17 protein-coding genes are annotated in these 15,371 nt (G+C 56.3%); 6 read left to right on the top strand and 11 right to left on the bottom strand.

Annotation, left to right across the window (positions count from 1 at the left end; all coding sequences use genetic code 11):
• Positions 1–288: 288 nt before the first annotated feature.
• Positions 289–1,023 carry a Crp/Fnr family transcriptional regulator gene (locus ASE79_RS21140; protein WP_156359754.1) on the bottom strand — a complete coding sequence of 245 codons (735 nt, stop codon included), beginning with the start codon at positions 1,021–1,023 and terminating at the stop codon, positions 289–291.
• 577 nt (positions 1,024–1,600) lie between these two features.
• Positions 1,601–2,251, bottom strand: a complete 651-nt coding sequence (locus tag ASE79_RS17660; RefSeq protein WP_056419832.1) for a recombinase family protein — start codon at positions 2,249–2,251, stop codon at positions 1,601–1,603.
• Positions 2,252–2,519: 268 nt separating this feature from the next.
• Here ASE79_RS17660 and ASE79_RS17655 point away from each other — a divergent pair, with 268 nt between their 5' ends.
• Positions 2,520–2,765 carry an AbrB/MazE/SpoVT family DNA-binding domain-containing protein gene (locus tag ASE79_RS17655; RefSeq protein WP_056420488.1) on the top strand — a complete coding sequence of 82 codons (246 nt, stop codon included), beginning with the start codon at positions 2,520–2,522 and terminating at the stop codon, positions 2,763–2,765.
• A complete protein-coding gene (locus ASE79_RS17650) occupies positions 2,762–3,148 on the top strand; it encodes a PIN domain-containing protein (RefSeq protein ID WP_056419829.1) in 387 nt (128 codons plus the stop codon). The genes ASE79_RS17655 and ASE79_RS17650 overlap by 4 nt, the downstream gene beginning before the upstream one ends.
• Before the next feature lie 364 nt (positions 3,149–3,512).
• On the opposite strand, the gene ASE79_RS20520 is transcribed toward ASE79_RS17650, so the two are convergent.
• The 6 genes from ASE79_RS20520 to ASE79_RS17630 all read right to left on the bottom strand — a co-directional run bounded on the left by ASE79_RS20520 (position 3,513) and on the right by ASE79_RS17630 (position 10,142).
• On the bottom strand, positions 3,513–3,983 hold the full coding sequence (locus tag ASE79_RS20520; RefSeq protein ID WP_082445421.1) for a GFA family protein: 471 nt from the start codon (positions 3,981–3,983) through the stop codon (positions 3,513–3,515).
• 539 nt (positions 3,984–4,522) lie between these two features.
• The gene (locus tag ASE79_RS21135) at positions 4,523–4,852 is read right to left on the bottom strand and encodes a hypothetical protein (RefSeq protein WP_156359753.1); all 330 of its coding nucleotides are present in this window, start codon (positions 4,850–4,852) and stop codon (positions 4,523–4,525) included.
• Between the two features lie 1,165 nt (positions 4,853–6,017).
• Positions 6,018–6,410 (bottom strand): hypothetical protein, encoded by a 393-nt coding sequence (locus ASE79_RS17640; protein ID WP_235517039.1) that lies wholly within the window; start codon positions 6,408–6,410, stop codon positions 6,018–6,020.
• Positions 6,411–6,679: 269 nt separating this feature from the next.
• Complete coding sequence (locus tag ASE79_RS21130) at positions 6,680–6,913, bottom strand: hypothetical protein (RefSeq protein WP_156359752.1); 234 nt, start codon at positions 6,911–6,913, stop codon at positions 6,680–6,682.
• A 235-nt stretch (positions 6,914–7,148) separates the two neighbouring features.
• Positions 7,149–7,895, bottom strand: coding sequence for a Crp/Fnr family transcriptional regulator (locus ASE79_RS20515; protein WP_082445419.1), 747 nt, complete (start codon positions 7,893–7,895; stop codon positions 7,149–7,151).
• A 1,281-nt stretch (positions 7,896–9,176) separates the two neighbouring features.
• Positions 9,177–10,142, bottom strand: a complete 966-nt coding sequence (locus tag ASE79_RS17630) for a hypothetical protein (RefSeq protein ID WP_056419816.1) — start codon at positions 10,140–10,142, stop codon at positions 9,177–9,179.
• 351 nt (positions 10,143–10,493) lie between these two features.
• Between ASE79_RS17630 and ASE79_RS17625 the strand changes: the two genes are divergently transcribed.
• On the top strand, positions 10,494–11,084 hold the full coding sequence (locus tag ASE79_RS17625; RefSeq protein WP_056419814.1) for a hypothetical protein: 591 nt from the start codon (positions 10,494–10,496) through the stop codon (positions 11,082–11,084).
• Positions 11,085–11,711: 627 nt separating this feature from the next.
• On the opposite strand, the gene ASE79_RS21125 is transcribed toward ASE79_RS17625, so the two are convergent.
• From ASE79_RS21125 to ASE79_RS21915, 3 genes are all read right to left on the bottom strand, one after another.
• Positions 11,712–12,143 (bottom strand): hypothetical protein, encoded by a 432-nt coding sequence (locus tag ASE79_RS21125; protein WP_156359751.1) that lies wholly within the window; start codon positions 12,141–12,143, stop codon positions 11,712–11,714.
• Between the two features lie 694 nt (positions 12,144–12,837).
• Positions 12,838–12,984, bottom strand: a complete 147-nt coding sequence (locus ASE79_RS21120) for a hypothetical protein (RefSeq protein ID WP_156359750.1) — start codon at positions 12,982–12,984, stop codon at positions 12,838–12,840.
• A gap of 395 nt (positions 12,985–13,379) precedes the next feature.
• The gene (locus ASE79_RS21915; protein ID WP_268796174.1) at positions 13,380–13,508 is read right to left on the bottom strand and encodes a hypothetical protein; all 129 of its coding nucleotides are present in this window, start codon (positions 13,506–13,508) and stop codon (positions 13,380–13,382) included.
• A gap of 138 nt (positions 13,509–13,646) precedes the next feature.
• Between ASE79_RS21915 and ASE79_RS21775 the strand changes: the two genes are divergently transcribed.
• From ASE79_RS21775 to ASE79_RS17610, 3 genes are read left to right on the top strand one after another with little or no spacing between them, the layout of a single operon-like run.
• Positions 13,647–14,516, top strand: coding sequence for a glycoside hydrolase family 108 protein (locus tag ASE79_RS21775; RefSeq protein WP_235517037.1), 870 nt, complete (start codon positions 13,647–13,649; stop codon positions 14,514–14,516).
• Positions 14,495–14,926: a hypothetical protein gene (locus ASE79_RS17615; RefSeq protein ID WP_056419811.1), complete on the top strand. Its 432-nt coding sequence runs from the start codon at positions 14,495–14,497 to the stop codon at positions 14,924–14,926. Before ASE79_RS21775 ends, ASE79_RS17615 begins: the two co-directional genes overlap by 22 nt.
• Positions 14,892–15,140: a hypothetical protein gene (locus tag ASE79_RS17610; RefSeq protein ID WP_056419809.1), complete on the top strand. Its 249-nt coding sequence runs from the start codon at positions 14,892–14,894 to the stop codon at positions 15,138–15,140. Before ASE79_RS17615 ends, ASE79_RS17610 begins: the two co-directional genes overlap by 35 nt.
• Positions 15,141–15,371 lie beyond the last annotated feature (231 nt).

Raw genomic sequence — 15,371 nt, 5'->3', positions numbered from 1 at the left:
AACGCCCGCGGACAGGCGGTCGTTAGGATTGAAGCACGAAGGATATGATATGTAGATACGAATGGAAGCACCGGGCGACGAGGATGCGATCTTTGCTGTGACTGAGGTGGAAGCGGGATGAAGACCCGTGAATGTCTAGGTTTGGGCGGTAGCGGAATGGCCAAGATGGGAAGGAAAGCAGACTGTCTGCTTACGGTATCAGGGATGAAGAGGTAGGCGACAATAGCCGACATCGAACCGCTTAACGTTTAACGCTAGATGTCAGGGTATCCGGGCAGTAATAATTATTCAGAAAAAATTATTGACTGTAAGAAAGCGTTCTGAGAATTGACCAGCTTGCCTAAACCCGTTGATATCAACTATTTTGTATTCTCTATTTTTGTGATTGATTAAGTCGCTTTCAACTAGCGACCTGATAGCCCTGTTAACGTGAACAGGTGTAATTCCGACGGCGTCCCCAATCTGCTCCTGCGATATGGGCAGGCAAAACCGCAATCCATCATTCAAGCCGCGTAACCTAGTTCTGGCAGCAAATTCGTTTAAGAAATGAGCTACACGAGTCCGTGCAGAACGCCCGCCTATATTCAACAGCCACTCCCGTAATTGGCGTGACTCCGCAGTAGTTATTAAATCTAAGGCCAGCCGAATGTATGAGTGGGAATCCATAAATGATTCAAACTCGAATTTTTGCACATACCCGATGCTGGATTTTTCGGCACAAACCACGTTATAGTCTAAATTATTCACAAATCTGTTTTCTGGATTAACTATGTCTTCAGGAATTATTAACGATACAATTTGCCGGTGACCGTCCGATGTCTGCTTTTGACGGAATAAATAACCCGATATCAAAAATGCATATTCTGAAAATGGCAAGCCTTCCCTAAATACGTAGCTTCCCGACTCGAAGGTTCTTGTTCGAGCCTTCAAAAGGCCCAAAGCTTCGTCGTCAAAAACCCGTATCTGCGAATGCGACGAGAGATTTTTTGCAATCAAACCGCGAGGGTCAATTTCTGAGATCAAAACGCAGTTCCCGTAATACCGGCGGGAGCATTGAGTCTCTCAGTTGCCAAGGGCCGTGCTCGGTCAGCAATTTATAATTCATATCATAGGTTGCCGAATAATACTTGATCTAGGCTAATTTTCACTGCGGCCTCTGCGGTACGGCGGCAGGTAAGGGTCGCAGATGGGGCAAATTTAAACCGGGAAAGATGCGCTGAACGAATGACCGTTATCGAGAGTCATGATTCGTGACCGGCGCGTCTGGAATTGGGCAAAATCACCCGGCCTGAGCACTTACTGCCTGCCGCGCACTGTCGTAAAACACATGATTGTCGTCAGGCGGCAGATTAGGTGACCGGGGCTGCCCCAACCTATGCGTGGCACATGCGACAAACCCTGTCGCCTTGTCCGATTGTGCGGAAACCAAGATCCGGCGGTTTCCCGTCACCTACCACCTAGGAAGGGAAATCACGCTCAGCGTCAATCCGGGTATACCCTAAGTGGGCATAGGCTTTGGTACACAAAACCCGTTCAAACAGGGTCGGTAGCAGAGAAATCGGACACCTCATTATGAGGGTCTAGAGTCTGCCTGAACACATTAAGGGTGCGCGTCTGACATTCCTGCGTCAGCCTCTGCCTGTCGACGGCGATCACGAGCAATCTTGGCTAGCAGCGTTCGACTGCACCCAGTCGCATCCATTATATCGCGCCAGCTTCGGCCATCGCGAAGAAGGCTCGAGATAGCAGCGTTGCGGGTCTTGTTCTCGGGACGCCCCTTATAAAGGCCCGCTGCCTTGGCTTTTGCGGTGCCTTCGGCTTGTCGACGACGGCGATCCTCATAGTCCTTACGGGCAACCGCGGCGAGTACGTCCAACATCATGGCGTTGACCGCTGCGAACATTCGGCCGGTGAACTCATCCGTCGGTGCCGTCAGGATCCACGACGTCGGCAGGTCGAGTGCAACAACCCGGACCTGCTTGGCGTCGATTATATTCCGCAGTTTGATCCAGTCTGGGGAGGTGAGGCGGGAAAGCCGATCAACCTGCTCGACCAAGAGCACGTCTCCCGGCTCGCAATCCGAAAGCAGGCGGAACAGCTCTGGCCGGTGAAGCTTGGCTCCACTTTCGTTTTCGACATAGCGGGCCGCAATCCGAAGCCCGTGCTCGGTCGCAAACACGTCGAGGGCGCTCTTGGCGCGCGACGCATCCTGTTCGGAGGTAGAAGCGCGAAGATAGGCTCGAATAAACATCCCGTAGTCTGCTATATGTGGTACTTATTAGTCTAGTCCTTTTTACGCCGTCAGGACGGGATTAAAGTACCAGCTATTGAGAGGTCTGCGAAAGGCATACCTTAAAAGCACTAGAGATTATGCTGACGGGCAGCTTCACGTCGGCGAGCCATAAACAAGGCGGTGTGGCACAAATGACGCTAGCTGGCACTCCGTGAGAACGGTTGCCGCTAGGCCGGTGATGGCCTAAAAGTCGATGACGATGCTGTTCGAAGGTACAGGGGCCATTATGACGCTACAGATCAACATAACGCCAAATGGACGCATGAGCCTACCTTCTGACGTTCGCAAGCGGTTGGGCCTGACGGGTGGCGGTGCGGTATATCTCGATGAAACCGAAGATGGCGTGGTTCTGCGAACAGCCAGCCAGGCGGTGGCAAGGGCGCAGGCGCTGGCCGCGCAATACACCGGCCGTAATCCCGATGCCTCGGTGGACGCATTCCTACAACGGCGTCGTGAGGACAGCGGCGAATGAGCGTGGTTCTCGACGCCTCAGCTCTCATCGCGATGATCAAGGGTGAAAAGGGATCCGCCAAGGTTGCAGCCGGTATCGCCGGTGCGCGAGTGAGCAGCGTGAACTACGCTGAGGTGGTGACCCACTTCATTCACGCCGGAATGCCCGAGCGAGAAGTTGATGCCATGCTTGATCCGCTGCCGCTGACGGTAGTGCCGGCCGACAAGGCCTTGGCGCAACTCGCCGGGCGACTGCGCGCCGCGACGGCCGAGGCGGGCCTGAGCCTTGGCGATCGCTTTTGCCTGGCGCTAGCCCGAGGGGATGGGTTGCCTGCTTGGACCAGCGACCAGAACTGGAAGAAGATCGCGGATGCGGTCGAGGTCAAGATCGTGACGATCCGCTAAAACTTGGCGGGAAGGGCAGGGGGCAACCACCTGTCGATCCTCTGCAAGCGGAAGGTCTGCATTCTGGTGGAAAGCTGCCTGACCGCTGTTGGGCGGCGTTTGGGCGAAAGCTGTCGGGCGACTTCCGACCCAAAGGCAGACGTAGCCGAGGCATGTTGCCGGTCTTGGAAGCTAACATTCTGAACCGGGGTTCTGACACACGCAAATGCCCGGAAAACCGTGGTCGCGTCTGCAGCGTCAAAACCGACCGGTTGTGACACTGCCCGCATTCTCGAAAAAGGATCGAATTTCGGGAATGGCCGGGATGGGAAGGAAAGCGGACCTTCCGCTTTAGGGAATGGGTCCAGGGAAAGCGGACTCTAGCTTATGTCTTCGGTGGCCAATCCGCGGTATCAAAATCCGGGTGCTGGAATGATATAATTCCTGCCAGGTGCGCAGCTGCTCGCGGCTCATCTATTGGATGTTCCGGCAAACTTGCCAATGCCTGAAAGTCCGCGATGCGCTCAGGCGAAGCAAGCTGCTCGCACAGCTTGAATGAGTGTGGTTTATCCATGGCGCCGAGCGCGAAACTGATGTTTCCTTTACCGTACTCAAAGGTGAGGGGCGTGCCACAATCCCGGCAAAATCCACGACGCACCTTATTTGAGCTCTGAAAATAACCGGGCCGGCCACGGGTCCAGCTCACTGCACTGAAGGGAGCTCCGACGTAGGGTCCGAATAGTCCGCCAGTCGCCTTCTGGCACATTCGACAATGACAGATGGAGGCTTCTTCGAGTTCACCCTCAACCCGGAACCGCACCGCTCCGCACTGACATCCGCCGGTACTGATCATCATGGCTGGATGATTTCATATCACCCAGACATCCGCAACGGTGCGGCAGCGAAACGGCCGTCATGGGCAGGAAAGCGGACGTCCGCTGAGGAGCGTCCTGACTTAGTTTCAAGCGCATGGTTCGTTAGAAACCGCACCGTCCACTATCAAGGTTCGGCAACTTAACTGACCAGTCTTGGCCTCGCATATGCCAGTTTGCTTGGTGGTGCCGTGGGCAGCACTAGATGTGGAAATGCACTCACCCTCGCAATCATTTCCATTCGTGCAGATCTTGCCTGCGTCTTTGTAACTGCGAATACAGCCTTCAGCATTGAACGCTATCATTCCCGGCAGCCCGCCTGCGGCGTAACAAGCGCGTAGCTCTTGAACGGATAGCCTTGTTATTGTTGGGCCATCCGGCAACGCATCCGCTGACGTAAGTACGACAAGCAATGGAATGGCAAGGAGCCGAGTTAAGAGAGCAGCCATACGTCTAGCTTAATCAGCGGACGAATGTCCGCAAGTGGGCGGAAGCGGAATGGCCGCGATGGGAAGGTTAGCGGTCATTTGTATGCATGCGAGACGGCGGGTATACGAGAAGCGCATTCCAATTCAGACCTCCGTTCCATCTTTTTGATTTTTACAAAAACGAATTGGTTCCCCGGCCAGTTCTGCATCATTGTCGGCTGCCGGGGAGCGAGATACCCTTGCCCGAAGACGCGGAAGCAGATCGTTTCCTCAGGACGAAATCTCATGGCCTCATTTATCGGCGCAGCATAGATTTTTTGCCATTTCCTCTCAATTAACTGAAAATCCATGACCTTAAGACCGGTATCCGGGTCAGGGAAAAAATTAGGATACTCCCAATGTGCTTCCAAGAAACCGCTAACCATCTCAATCTCGTCGCATCTACGGTCTCTTTACTAGCCAGCGGTGTCGATACTGTTGCGAAGACAGCGCATACGCTGATCGTGACAATTTTGATCATTCCGGTAGATTGGCACGGAGGTGTAATCTCCGCAATTGGGGGAAAGCGGAATGGCCGGAATGGGCAGGAAAGCGGACCATCCGCTTTGGGGGCAGCACCCTAGGAAACCGGCCACTGAGCCAGCATCCAACAGACATCAATCTTTGGCATCGGCGGAACCCTCGGCTTTCCGCCGCCCTTTGATCGATGCAAAACTTGTGAGTTTTGCCTTAGGCCAGCTTTGAAAATTAGATTTGAGTCAAAATTGCTGGTAAGCAGTTTAACTCTCGACGTGATCTCCTCCGACGTCGCAGTCGGCCTGTCTCACTGTTCCTGTTGCGTTTGAGACAGGCCGTAACCGATAGCTGTCTATCAAACATTAGGTACTTAGAATGGCCAAAGGGATAGCCCGAACTACTAATGGATGGGCAATAGTCGATTTCGGCCTGGCCGGCAAAGCGCCAATTTCTGAAAACATATATCGCGATAATCAATACGTGCCAGATTTCGACGATCTGCCTCTAGAAGTGACAGTAGCAAGCGATAGCTCTTAGTTCTGATGTAAAACTTTTGCTTTTTGTATCACCGGTGGCACCGGATTATTGAGGGCGATATTCGATAATGAGCAGCATGATAATCCTGCTTATAGCTCTAGCGTTGTTGGCGATTCCTCCTGTGCTAATAATGAATTTACCCCCACGATGGCTAGCGCTCGCTGCGCCTGCCGGTGTTTTGGCGATGTACTGGTTGGGGCACATTATGACCGAAGGAGACCTCGGCCCCGCAGGCATACTCATAATGGGATTTTTTAGTCTGATATTTTTTATCAATGCTATTGCCCTCGCCTTTCGTCTTCTGCGACTGTAGCAGAGCATTTGCTGCGAGACGTTTTCTACTGTCCGGTCCGCCGTCTTTCGCTGATTCAAAAACCTTGATTTTTGCATCATGTCATCGCCGGGTTTGGCATCATCGACATGAACAGATGACCGCTTTTGAGACTGCAAGCTGCCTACCCGATCGTCCGACTTTGGGCGTAATCAGCATAACGGATTTGCGCTGCGACGACCATGAGCATCGAGGCCGCGACATGGTCAGCGGCGCGCTTCAAACCAGTCGGTCGCATCCTCCCCATAAAGCGACAGGATCGCCAACGCTTCCAGCGCGAGTTGGAAAGCGGAGGTTGCAATGATCGCAGTGTCGTGCTCCGCCAGCGGTTGGATCAGCCCTGATCCGCGCAGAAACGCAACACTTGTCATGACACCGAGGATCCAGCGCAAAGCCAGCGCACCGCGAGCAGCGCGCGACGCCGAAAGTACTACCAGTAACATCAGAAGCAGGGCTAGCCCTAAGCCGACTGCCCGGATCGCTTGGATCCGCTTGACCAAAGTCGTCATCGCCTCAGGTGTGATCGGAAAGGCGAAGCTCATTGTGTGGGTGGCGTAGTAAGTCAGTACCGCTGAAAACATAAGACTGATCGCGAACAAGGCCGCGAACAACCGGATCGAGAGGGATGTCGCCAAGTTGCCTACTCCGGACGCGTGGCCCAATGCCACGTAGGAGCGCGGTCTAGCCCCTTAGGCCTTCACAGCCTTTAAGAGCCGCGTCGGACTCGCCTAACCGTGCAGCTATCGGATACTATTTTTTGGCAGAGACGCGGGCGCGCTCGAGATCGTTGCCGGCGGATTGGATTGAGGGGGAGAGGGTAGCGGCCCGACTGCTCCCAGCCAGCGCAGTTGAAGTTTGAGCAACGGCTCTACAACAGGTCATTCTTCATTTTGCGCGGCCAGGCAGGATCATAATCCGCCGGCCTCAAGCGGCGAATTGCAAGCCACAGCCCGATGAGGAGTAGGTCGACGGCTAGCATTAGCGGTGAGCGTCCAACCCACCATTCAAGGTTCGCAATGATGAAAACAGTCAGCGTCAGTATTTTAGCTACTGCCCAAGCAGGCACATATTCCATCTCGTCAATTTTGGGTTTTGCCGACACAGAACTATCCTGCAACCTATCCAACGACACGCTACAAGCCGTTACCCGAAATTGAATGAACGACCGGTTATGGGCAGGTCGTAAACAGCGCAAAATGTCCGTCATTGGGCGTTTTGTATCGGGGTATCGGCGGGGTACAACGTCAAACAGGGTGGCGAGAAACGACGTCTTTCCGTGGGTTGGGAAAGGCTGCGGCGGAGGGTATATCCGCCGCAGCCCGTCGGAATTACAGAGCTTATGCCCGGGACGCGGTTGCATCCATATGAAGATATCGGCTGTTGAAACCTGCCTCCGAAACCAATGACCCCCAATCAGGAATTGTCACGCCTCGCTTGCTATGGCCGATCAGGCCATCCTGCACGAGAGCCTTGATGGTCCGGTTGATATGAACAGGCGTCAAGCCAAGGGCATCTCCCATTTGCTCCTGCGTCATCGGTAGTTCGTATGGCTGACCATGCGGTAAGCCTCGCTTGTCGAGCCTAAAGGCAAACTCGCAGAGAAAATGCGCAGTACGGGTGCGTGCATCGCGGCGCCCGATATTCAGTGTCCATTCTCGCGACATTGAAAGCTCAACGATTGTCAATGCGAACAACGCGTGTGCCACCGAAGGTCGTTCAGATACCAGCGTACGCAGTGCGTCATGCGATATAGTAGCCACTTCACAACGTGTGAGAGACTGTACGTTACTGTCTGCAGTAGAGAGATGCAGCTGCTGCAGGTCGTATACTTCACCCGCAATAAGTATCGAAACGATCTGCCGGTGGCCGTCCGAGTTGATCTTATGGCGGTAGGCAAGTCCAGACACCAGCATACTGCACCGGTCAGGTTTGTCGCCCTCGCGAAGGAGATAACTTCCGGCATCGTAGGGTCGTAAGTCGTAAGGAAGCTCAAGCAGCCCGAGCCGGTCTTCAGTCGAAAGCGGTGCATGAAGCGCAAGCTTACCAACCAGTCCAAGTAGCGGACTGACGCTGCCTAATTTCATTAGCAATCCCTCAAAAATGCAGGGCGGGATTGCTCGCATTTAACCGTAAGGCAAATATCTCATGCCGTTAACCTCGGTACCACGCTAAGTAATTAGGTGCAACCACCGCTAACATTTGTTAATAAAAGCGATGAAGGATTTAGGTGGAAATTGATCCTTTATAATAGCTTGTCCCCAACATATGATAGCTTTCGGTAGCGACGGGGGAGGGTGCCTCTGCCGCAAAACAAACGTGAGCAGGGTAACCTAGTGCAATTTCGTGTGATCGTAGCTGGCGAGAACGCCGTTTATGTCCATACAAGAACCACGGCTTTAACCGCTGGAGACAGGTTCAAGATCACTTCCGACAGCCCAGAGGAGGTCCGCGTCCGGCATTTCGCATTCGATCCTGTCGGCTCGGACAGCCCTGAGATGCTGATCATCGCGGATCGCCTCGTATAACGATCCAAACCAACTGCCTGCGGCGGAGGGACCTCCGCCGCAGCGGTCGATAGTTTGAACCTGATAGCTCTATAAGCTCGGTAGATCAGATAGGGGTGACGTTAAGACGCTGAACAGGAATCTCTCGTAGACCATAAAGAATGCGCAAAGGGTCGTTCCTCACCGGCATATTTGGCCTGCCGGTACTCTTGGTCCTGCTAGTGATTGGCTACCTTGTACCGTCCTACGTACCGAGCCGATCCCTCATGAGTGCGGCAGCCTCAACCACCTCGGTTGACGTGGCGCAGAGGCGTATCATCGCTAGTTTCGTGGGCCGGTGTCGCTGGGGTCTGGCGCTAAATCAACAGCTGCTGAACCGAGATGTCACGCTTTACTCTTGGGAAAACGACACAGGAATTCTGGCGAGGACTGACATAACCTGTATGGCAGGAAAACCCTGTTCGGTCACCGCGCAAGCGCTTCTGGCGCCCCCCTCGTTTTCGCGACCTGATGGCTCGCGGCAGCCAGTACGGATCGCGGGCTGCAATAGGGCAACGCCGGACTGGCTCAGCGACGCAGCCGAATGAGCGGGTATTCGGGGTACTTCTCTATCTGAACACTGCGGAGAACCGTTATTGTGCCGGAGAGTGTCTCCGCTGCGGCAATGTTTGGTTTGGGAAGGAAAGCAGACGGGCGGCTTTCGGAGCTGCACTCCGAGAAACCTGCCATCGAATGCGCCCGCCAATTGCATCAGATTTTTGCATCGACGGATAACCAGCTTTCCTGCCGTTCCCTGGCCAATGCGAAATCCGTGAGTTTTGCATCATCAAGCGAAATAGTGGTTGAAAAACGGTCATAACGCTACGTCCGGCCAAGAGCCTCAACAGCATTTTCAACCCGCCAACTATGCCAAATGTCATCCTGAACAAGGTGTAGCACGTCGCCCCTGCCGGCGAGGAGCGCCGGTCGCTCCCAGATGAGATGCTCAGCAAGCGACGCATGCTCGTGTCCCAACGGAACACGGTCAACGAGTGGTAACCGCCACGAAGCGAGCATCCGTACCTCTTCACCCTGACCATCGCCGCCCAACTCAACTAGTGCAATACGCGCGGCGTCGTCTCCGAAACCGCCCGCGAGCAACGCGTGGTGGCCGTCTGTGGCGATTGCTTCTACTCCAGACAGTTTGTTGCGCCACCACCGGACCGGTTGGCCGGGGCGTAGGTGAAGAAGCGGATATTCGGTGTAGGGGCACACCCACGCGCCATCCTCAGATACTGTCATTGCATTAACGTCTGCTAGAAACCCGGCATCGCCTGGCACTGGTCCGATCGGCAGCATCGCACCGTTGGCGTCAAAGCAGGTCGCAACCACCGCCGTATGATCAATATTTTCGCGGAAGCGGTCCATGTTGTGGGAGATACCCTCGTCGAACCAACCCACCCAAATACGGTCAACGGAATCGACGCCTAGGTATTCGATAGCATCGCCGAGATGGAGGCGTGCCAGCAACATGCCATCGGGCGCGATCAATCGGCCGTTCGGCTCGTGGCGCCCATTCGTGGCGGCAATCAACCAGCGACCGTCCGGAAACCCGGCAAGTACAAGCGAGGGGCTTTCAAGCGGCACCCTCGGACCATCGTGGAGAGTCGTGCCGTCGAACCGCCACAGACGGGCGATACCACGAGCCGCCACCGACTGTGGTCCTTCCGCTGAGTCAGCCGCAAGCGGCTCGCTTTCCTCCAGCTGCAGCCGCACCCGCGCCCAAGCGCCCGCGAGATCGACATTGGTGCCCAGCAAGCCCAGCGATCCATCAGGCAACACCGTCATCGTTACTGGCTGCCAACCAGAGGGCAACGGCGGAAGATGCACGGCTGAGTGAAGAAGGTTTGTTGCTTGCACGCGGTCAGGCATGAGCGCGTTCTAGAGCGGCGGCAAGCTGTTGAGCAAAAGGTTCGTTCCAGCGATCACCGGGCTTAATGTCCGGTCGTGATCATCAGTCGACCAGCCGCTTTGCCCCCTGCGTTGATGCAAAACTTTTGAGAGGTGCGTCGCAGACCCTTCGCAGGCCGGCATCTTCGGCGTGATGCATATTCCGTGATTTTTGCATCATGGTCGCGGACGATCCATCAGCTCTAAGGGCAAGTTGACGTGGCGAACGCCTCTCATCACCATTGCCTGATGGTTGAGGGACAACCGACAGCTCGCGCCGATATGACAGCCGGGGCACTCTACGCGGTCGCGGGCGATGCCGATTGGGTGTACTATGGTCAGGTCACACCGGAGAAGAAAATTGGCTTCTTCCGCAAGCGCGACCGCGACCGCGACCTAGCCGATCCCGCGATCGTACTTGATGCGCCGGTCATGTCGGTGGTGAGTGTCGCCTACCCCTCGATCACAAGAGCAATACGGGCGGGGCGATGGAAGAAGTTGGGTCGCTTCCCGATTGTTCAGGCGCTGATCGATCCACGCCCATCGGTCCAGTGGCCGGTTGGAACCCTCACCGTCACGGTCTGGCTGGGGGACGAGCCCAATCATGATACGCGTGTGGATGATCCAGATATTCAAGACATGGAGCTAATGGCGGTTTGGGACGCGGAACATCACATACCTGGTCGGTTGGTTGCCGACTTCCATGCCGAGGAAGCGGAGTGGCATGTAGGTGGTTCAATACGTCGAGAGCGACAAATCAAAGAGGAAACGGCGAGGCGGTTTAGTCACCAGCCGCAGCACAAACTGCCCCCTGACTGGGTGCCGACAGCCGTGAGATAAGCCGCTTAGGGGTTGATGCAAAATCTTTCCTATAAATCGTTGGGAATTATGATGATTGACAGGTCGAAACTAGAAAACGGTTCGCCGGATGAACAATTAGATCAATTGTACGCTCTATCTGAAGATGATATATGTGCCGATAAGTCGATCGTTGGCATACTACGTCGAAATATCACATGGACCGATAATGAAATATTAGAAATATCAATTATGAGAATTGCTATCCGGGCAAAGGATATAGGCTCTGTGGATATGCTAATTATTGTTTTATCCGAAAATCAAGATGAACTAGTCCGATCAGCGGCTATTCGATCGCTTTCCGTTTTATACGGCATAGTGGTTCGAGAAGATGAGGTAAGGGCGGATGAGATTCTAAGTGCGGTACACCGTGCTAGCTTGGGTCCTAGCGAGCTTCAGCTGATTCAGAATGATTTCACGAGGCAAGCGCTCCGGTCCGACGTCCGCTTTGAGGGATGCTACTCCGGCCCCCGACGACCATAGTTGGGCGTCAGCCGGCCGGCTGCTTTGCCCCGCTGCGCTGCTGATGCAAAACTTTTGATTTTTGCATCAGGAATGTCCGGGATAGGCAGGAAAGCGGAACGGCAGGTATCGGGCATGCGAGCGCGGTTAGCTGCCGTTTGAGCGAAGCCAACTTGGTGTCGCTGGGCGCACATGATTGACCTGTTCGAGTTGAACGCTCGGCCTACCGAACGCAACGCCCACCACCTTGCCAACGACATCCATCTGAAAGAAGCGTCGCTCTGGCGGTTCGCTAAGAGGCGGTTTTTCGGGCGCGGGCAGGGTGAAGCCCTCAGGTAAATCGGCGACAACGCCGCCATCGCACGTCATAGGAAACATACTGGGCCTGGTGTCATCGCCACCAAGAATTAAGACCGTTCCACGGAACGTCGAGCCGTGATCCAAGTCGCTCGCTTGCCAACACGACGGCAGGCGCATTTCAGTCGAGCCGCATGCTCCGACCATCGCCGCCGCGATAATAGCGAAGCCAATGCGGCAGCGGGCAAAGGGTCGCAGCGTGCTCATTTCGATGATGTGCACCGCTGAATGAATGTCTGCAATCGGGATGAGGAATTATGCGCAGGAGCGGCAAAGATTGGGCGTAAGCGGACGAGCACGGGGGCATGATCCATCTTCGATTTAGTCGGCCACGAAGTGCCGCCTGCCTGGGGTATCGCGGGGGTACAACGCGATATGCGCTCTCAAGAAACCGCGTATTCGTGCGGCTTTACTAGACTGCGGCGGAGGACTCCTCCGCCGCAGCTAGCCCTAGTTGGAACGGGCGATGAACGTATTCTTCTGCGTAAGCGATAATGGCTTGGGTGCGTGAGCGCGGCCCTCAATACCCGCAGCAATCGTGCGAAGGTTTCGATCTGGGAATTTGGTTGACGTGCCGTATCGAATTTAATCAGCACATTCTCGGATTTTGCCAATCCATGTTGTAGAAGTCCGGTGATTTCCGGCTAGGCTCAATATATTAATGTAATTCTACTCTGGGTGAGGTTCACGTTTCATGACGCAGAGTAGTGAGCGCGGGCAAAAAGAAATAGAATATTGGTTGGCTCGCGAAAAAGCCGCGCGAGCCGCGCTAGATATCGCGATCCATCCCGCGGCGAAAGATTCTCATCACGTTCTCGCGGAGCATTACGCTGATCGCGCATGGAGTTTAGCGGAAGCAACAAGCGATCCGTCATTCGGGTCTTCCGTATAGTCGGGGTATCGCGAATATCTGCCGTTATTGACTGTCGCCGGTGGGCATCGCCTCGATCGCCATCGCCAGCCATGCAGCAGGCAGCGGATAATCATAATGATCTAGCAATGCCAGTAACGTCTCCATGCGTGATTTTAGGAGGTCCGCTGGGTGCGCCGGTTGTTCGTTCATGAGGGGACATTCTTACGCTGTGTCGTACATCGCACTTATCCTAGGTTTGGGACAGAATGTCTAACCTATGCATCGTTCTAAACCGGCGGCGGTACAGAACATATTCCCTGCTACGATGAGCGGTTCACACGCTGAGTAGCGGCAATATCAGATTCTCGCTATGTTCTCCCGGGGAGTGCGGGGTTAGAACGTTGATGGGATTACGCACGCGATCGAATACTGCGCCGCGCCGAATCGAAGCGCTGGCCTACATCATCGACCGGATCCAGCGGTCCGGTACCAGTCCGAGCTATGGCGAAATTGGGAGGGCGCTCCGCCCGACGGTTGTGCCGTCGCGGGCGCGCCAGCTAGTCGACCAGCTCGTGGTGCTTGGGGTTATTGAGAGGCCTCCGGCTTCACGCCGCGGCATCCGCATCCGCGACCTCCAGCGCTGCCGGGACATGATCGACGACGCGCTCGGCCGGACCGGCTGGCATCATTCCCGAGCGCTTGGCGATCTCGAGCCCCCCTGCACATTTGAGCACCTGCCAATCCTGCCGCTGATCGAGCTACCTCCCGATCTACATTGAGCGGGGAAACCATGGCGGTCGATACGAACAGCATGCGGGATTTGGTGGACTCCTCGCCTGGAGACCGCATGGCAATGGAGAAGCGTCATTTGCATGCGCTCATCGATGCAGCGCCAGGCGATCGCATGGCCGCTGTGGTCCGTGCGCATGTCCGCGCTCGGCGCCATCCTCACCGCCCTTGCCGCCGCTGCCCCTGACACGCTGCTCCAGATCTGGAACGGACTGCCCGACGACATTCGAGCGGTAGTTCCCGAGTCGGTTGCGGACCTCGTTCCGACGCTGTTGTTCGTCGCAACGATCGTCGTCCGCCTGATCCCGCAGAAGCCGGCCGGCGATCGCAAGAGCCTGTGGAAGTCGATCACCGGCAAGGTCGCGCCGAAGGCGGCCGGCGGCATTGCCACGATCGCGCTCGCCATGATCGCCAGCGTGATCGCCGTCGAGGGTGGCTACGTGAATCACCCTGCCGACCCGGGCGGCGAGACGCATATGGGCATCACGAAGGCCGTTGCCGTGCAGAACGGCTACACCGGGCCGATGCGGACGCTGCCGCGCGAAGTGGCGGAGAGCATCTATTACACGCGGTACCTGATGCAGCCCGGCTATGCCGCCCTGGTGCCGATCGACGCCGCGGTGACGGCCGAGCTGTTCGATACCACCGTGAACATGGGGCCGGCTCGCCCATCGACGTGGTTTCAGCAGTCGACCAACGCGCTGTGCGGCACCAAGCTGGTGACCGACGGCCGCGTCGGGCCGGGGACGATCGCGGCGTACCGCGCGTGCCAGGGCAAGCTCGGCGCCAGCAACCTGTGCGTCGCAACGCTGGTCAATCTCGATCGATCGCAGGCGGCGGAATATGCGCGCCTGGTCCGCGTGAACCCGAAGCTGAAGGTCTTCTACAAAGGCTGGATCGCGCACCGGGTCGGCAACGTCGATCGCGGCCGGTGCAAGGTCGCGACGTCGTGACGCGGGTCCGCGTGATCATCACGATCGTCGTCGCGCTGGCGATCGCCGCCGGCGTCGTGATCATTCGCCGCGGTGGAGAGACGGCCGGTGCCGCAAAGATCACCGCGACGAACGACAAGGCACACACCGCCCAAGTCGCCGAGGCGCGCGCCGACGAGCGTGCGGCCGCCACCGTCACACAGTCGATCGCCGCGCGCACCGTCCGGATCGATGCGCAGACCGACGCCTATGTCCAAGCCACGATCGAGGATCTCCGCAATGCGCTCGCCAATGTTCCGCCTGCAGCTGCTGACGCTGCTTTGCCTGCCGCTCCTGTCGACCGCATGTCAGACAGCCTCAACGCCGGGATCGCGCGCGCGAACCGAGCGGCCGACGATGCCGGCGCTGCCGGAGGAGCTGGTCGAGACTGAGCGCCTGGCGCCGATCGTGGGCAAGCCGTCCGGCGAGTTGGTATCGATCGACAAGGGCGTCCTCGCTGAGATCGCCGAGCGGCTCGCCCAGGCGGCCGGCGCGATCGAGCGCGGCAATAACCGCGCCGGCGGTGTCCGGAAGCTCTGGACGTGCGTCGACGCGATCATGCGCACCGGCGTTACACCGGCAGGGTGCGCGACCGCTCCGCGCTGATTGCGGCTTGCTAGATCGCATGGCATAGCAAGGCACGCTGATCTTCGTGCTTTCGAGTATCTATCCCGGCGTCAGCGCCGGGTATCGCCTACCTAAATGCGGGGTACATGCCCCGCTGAAACCCGCAGAAAACCGTCATTGCGGCGGAGGGTTTCTCCGCCGCGACAATGTCTGATTTTGGTGGCTAGCTGCCGTCCGTAAAAAGTGGCTTATCGGCGGAGAGAGGAACCA

This window comes from Sphingomonas sp. Leaf28 (assembly GCF_001421685.1).
GTDB classification, from domain to species: domain Bacteria; phylum Pseudomonadota; class Alphaproteobacteria; order Sphingomonadales; family Sphingomonadaceae; genus Sphingomonas; species Sphingomonas aurantiaca.
Note: the sequence above shows the minus strand (reverse complement) of the source record. Positions and strands in the feature narration are given on the sequence as shown.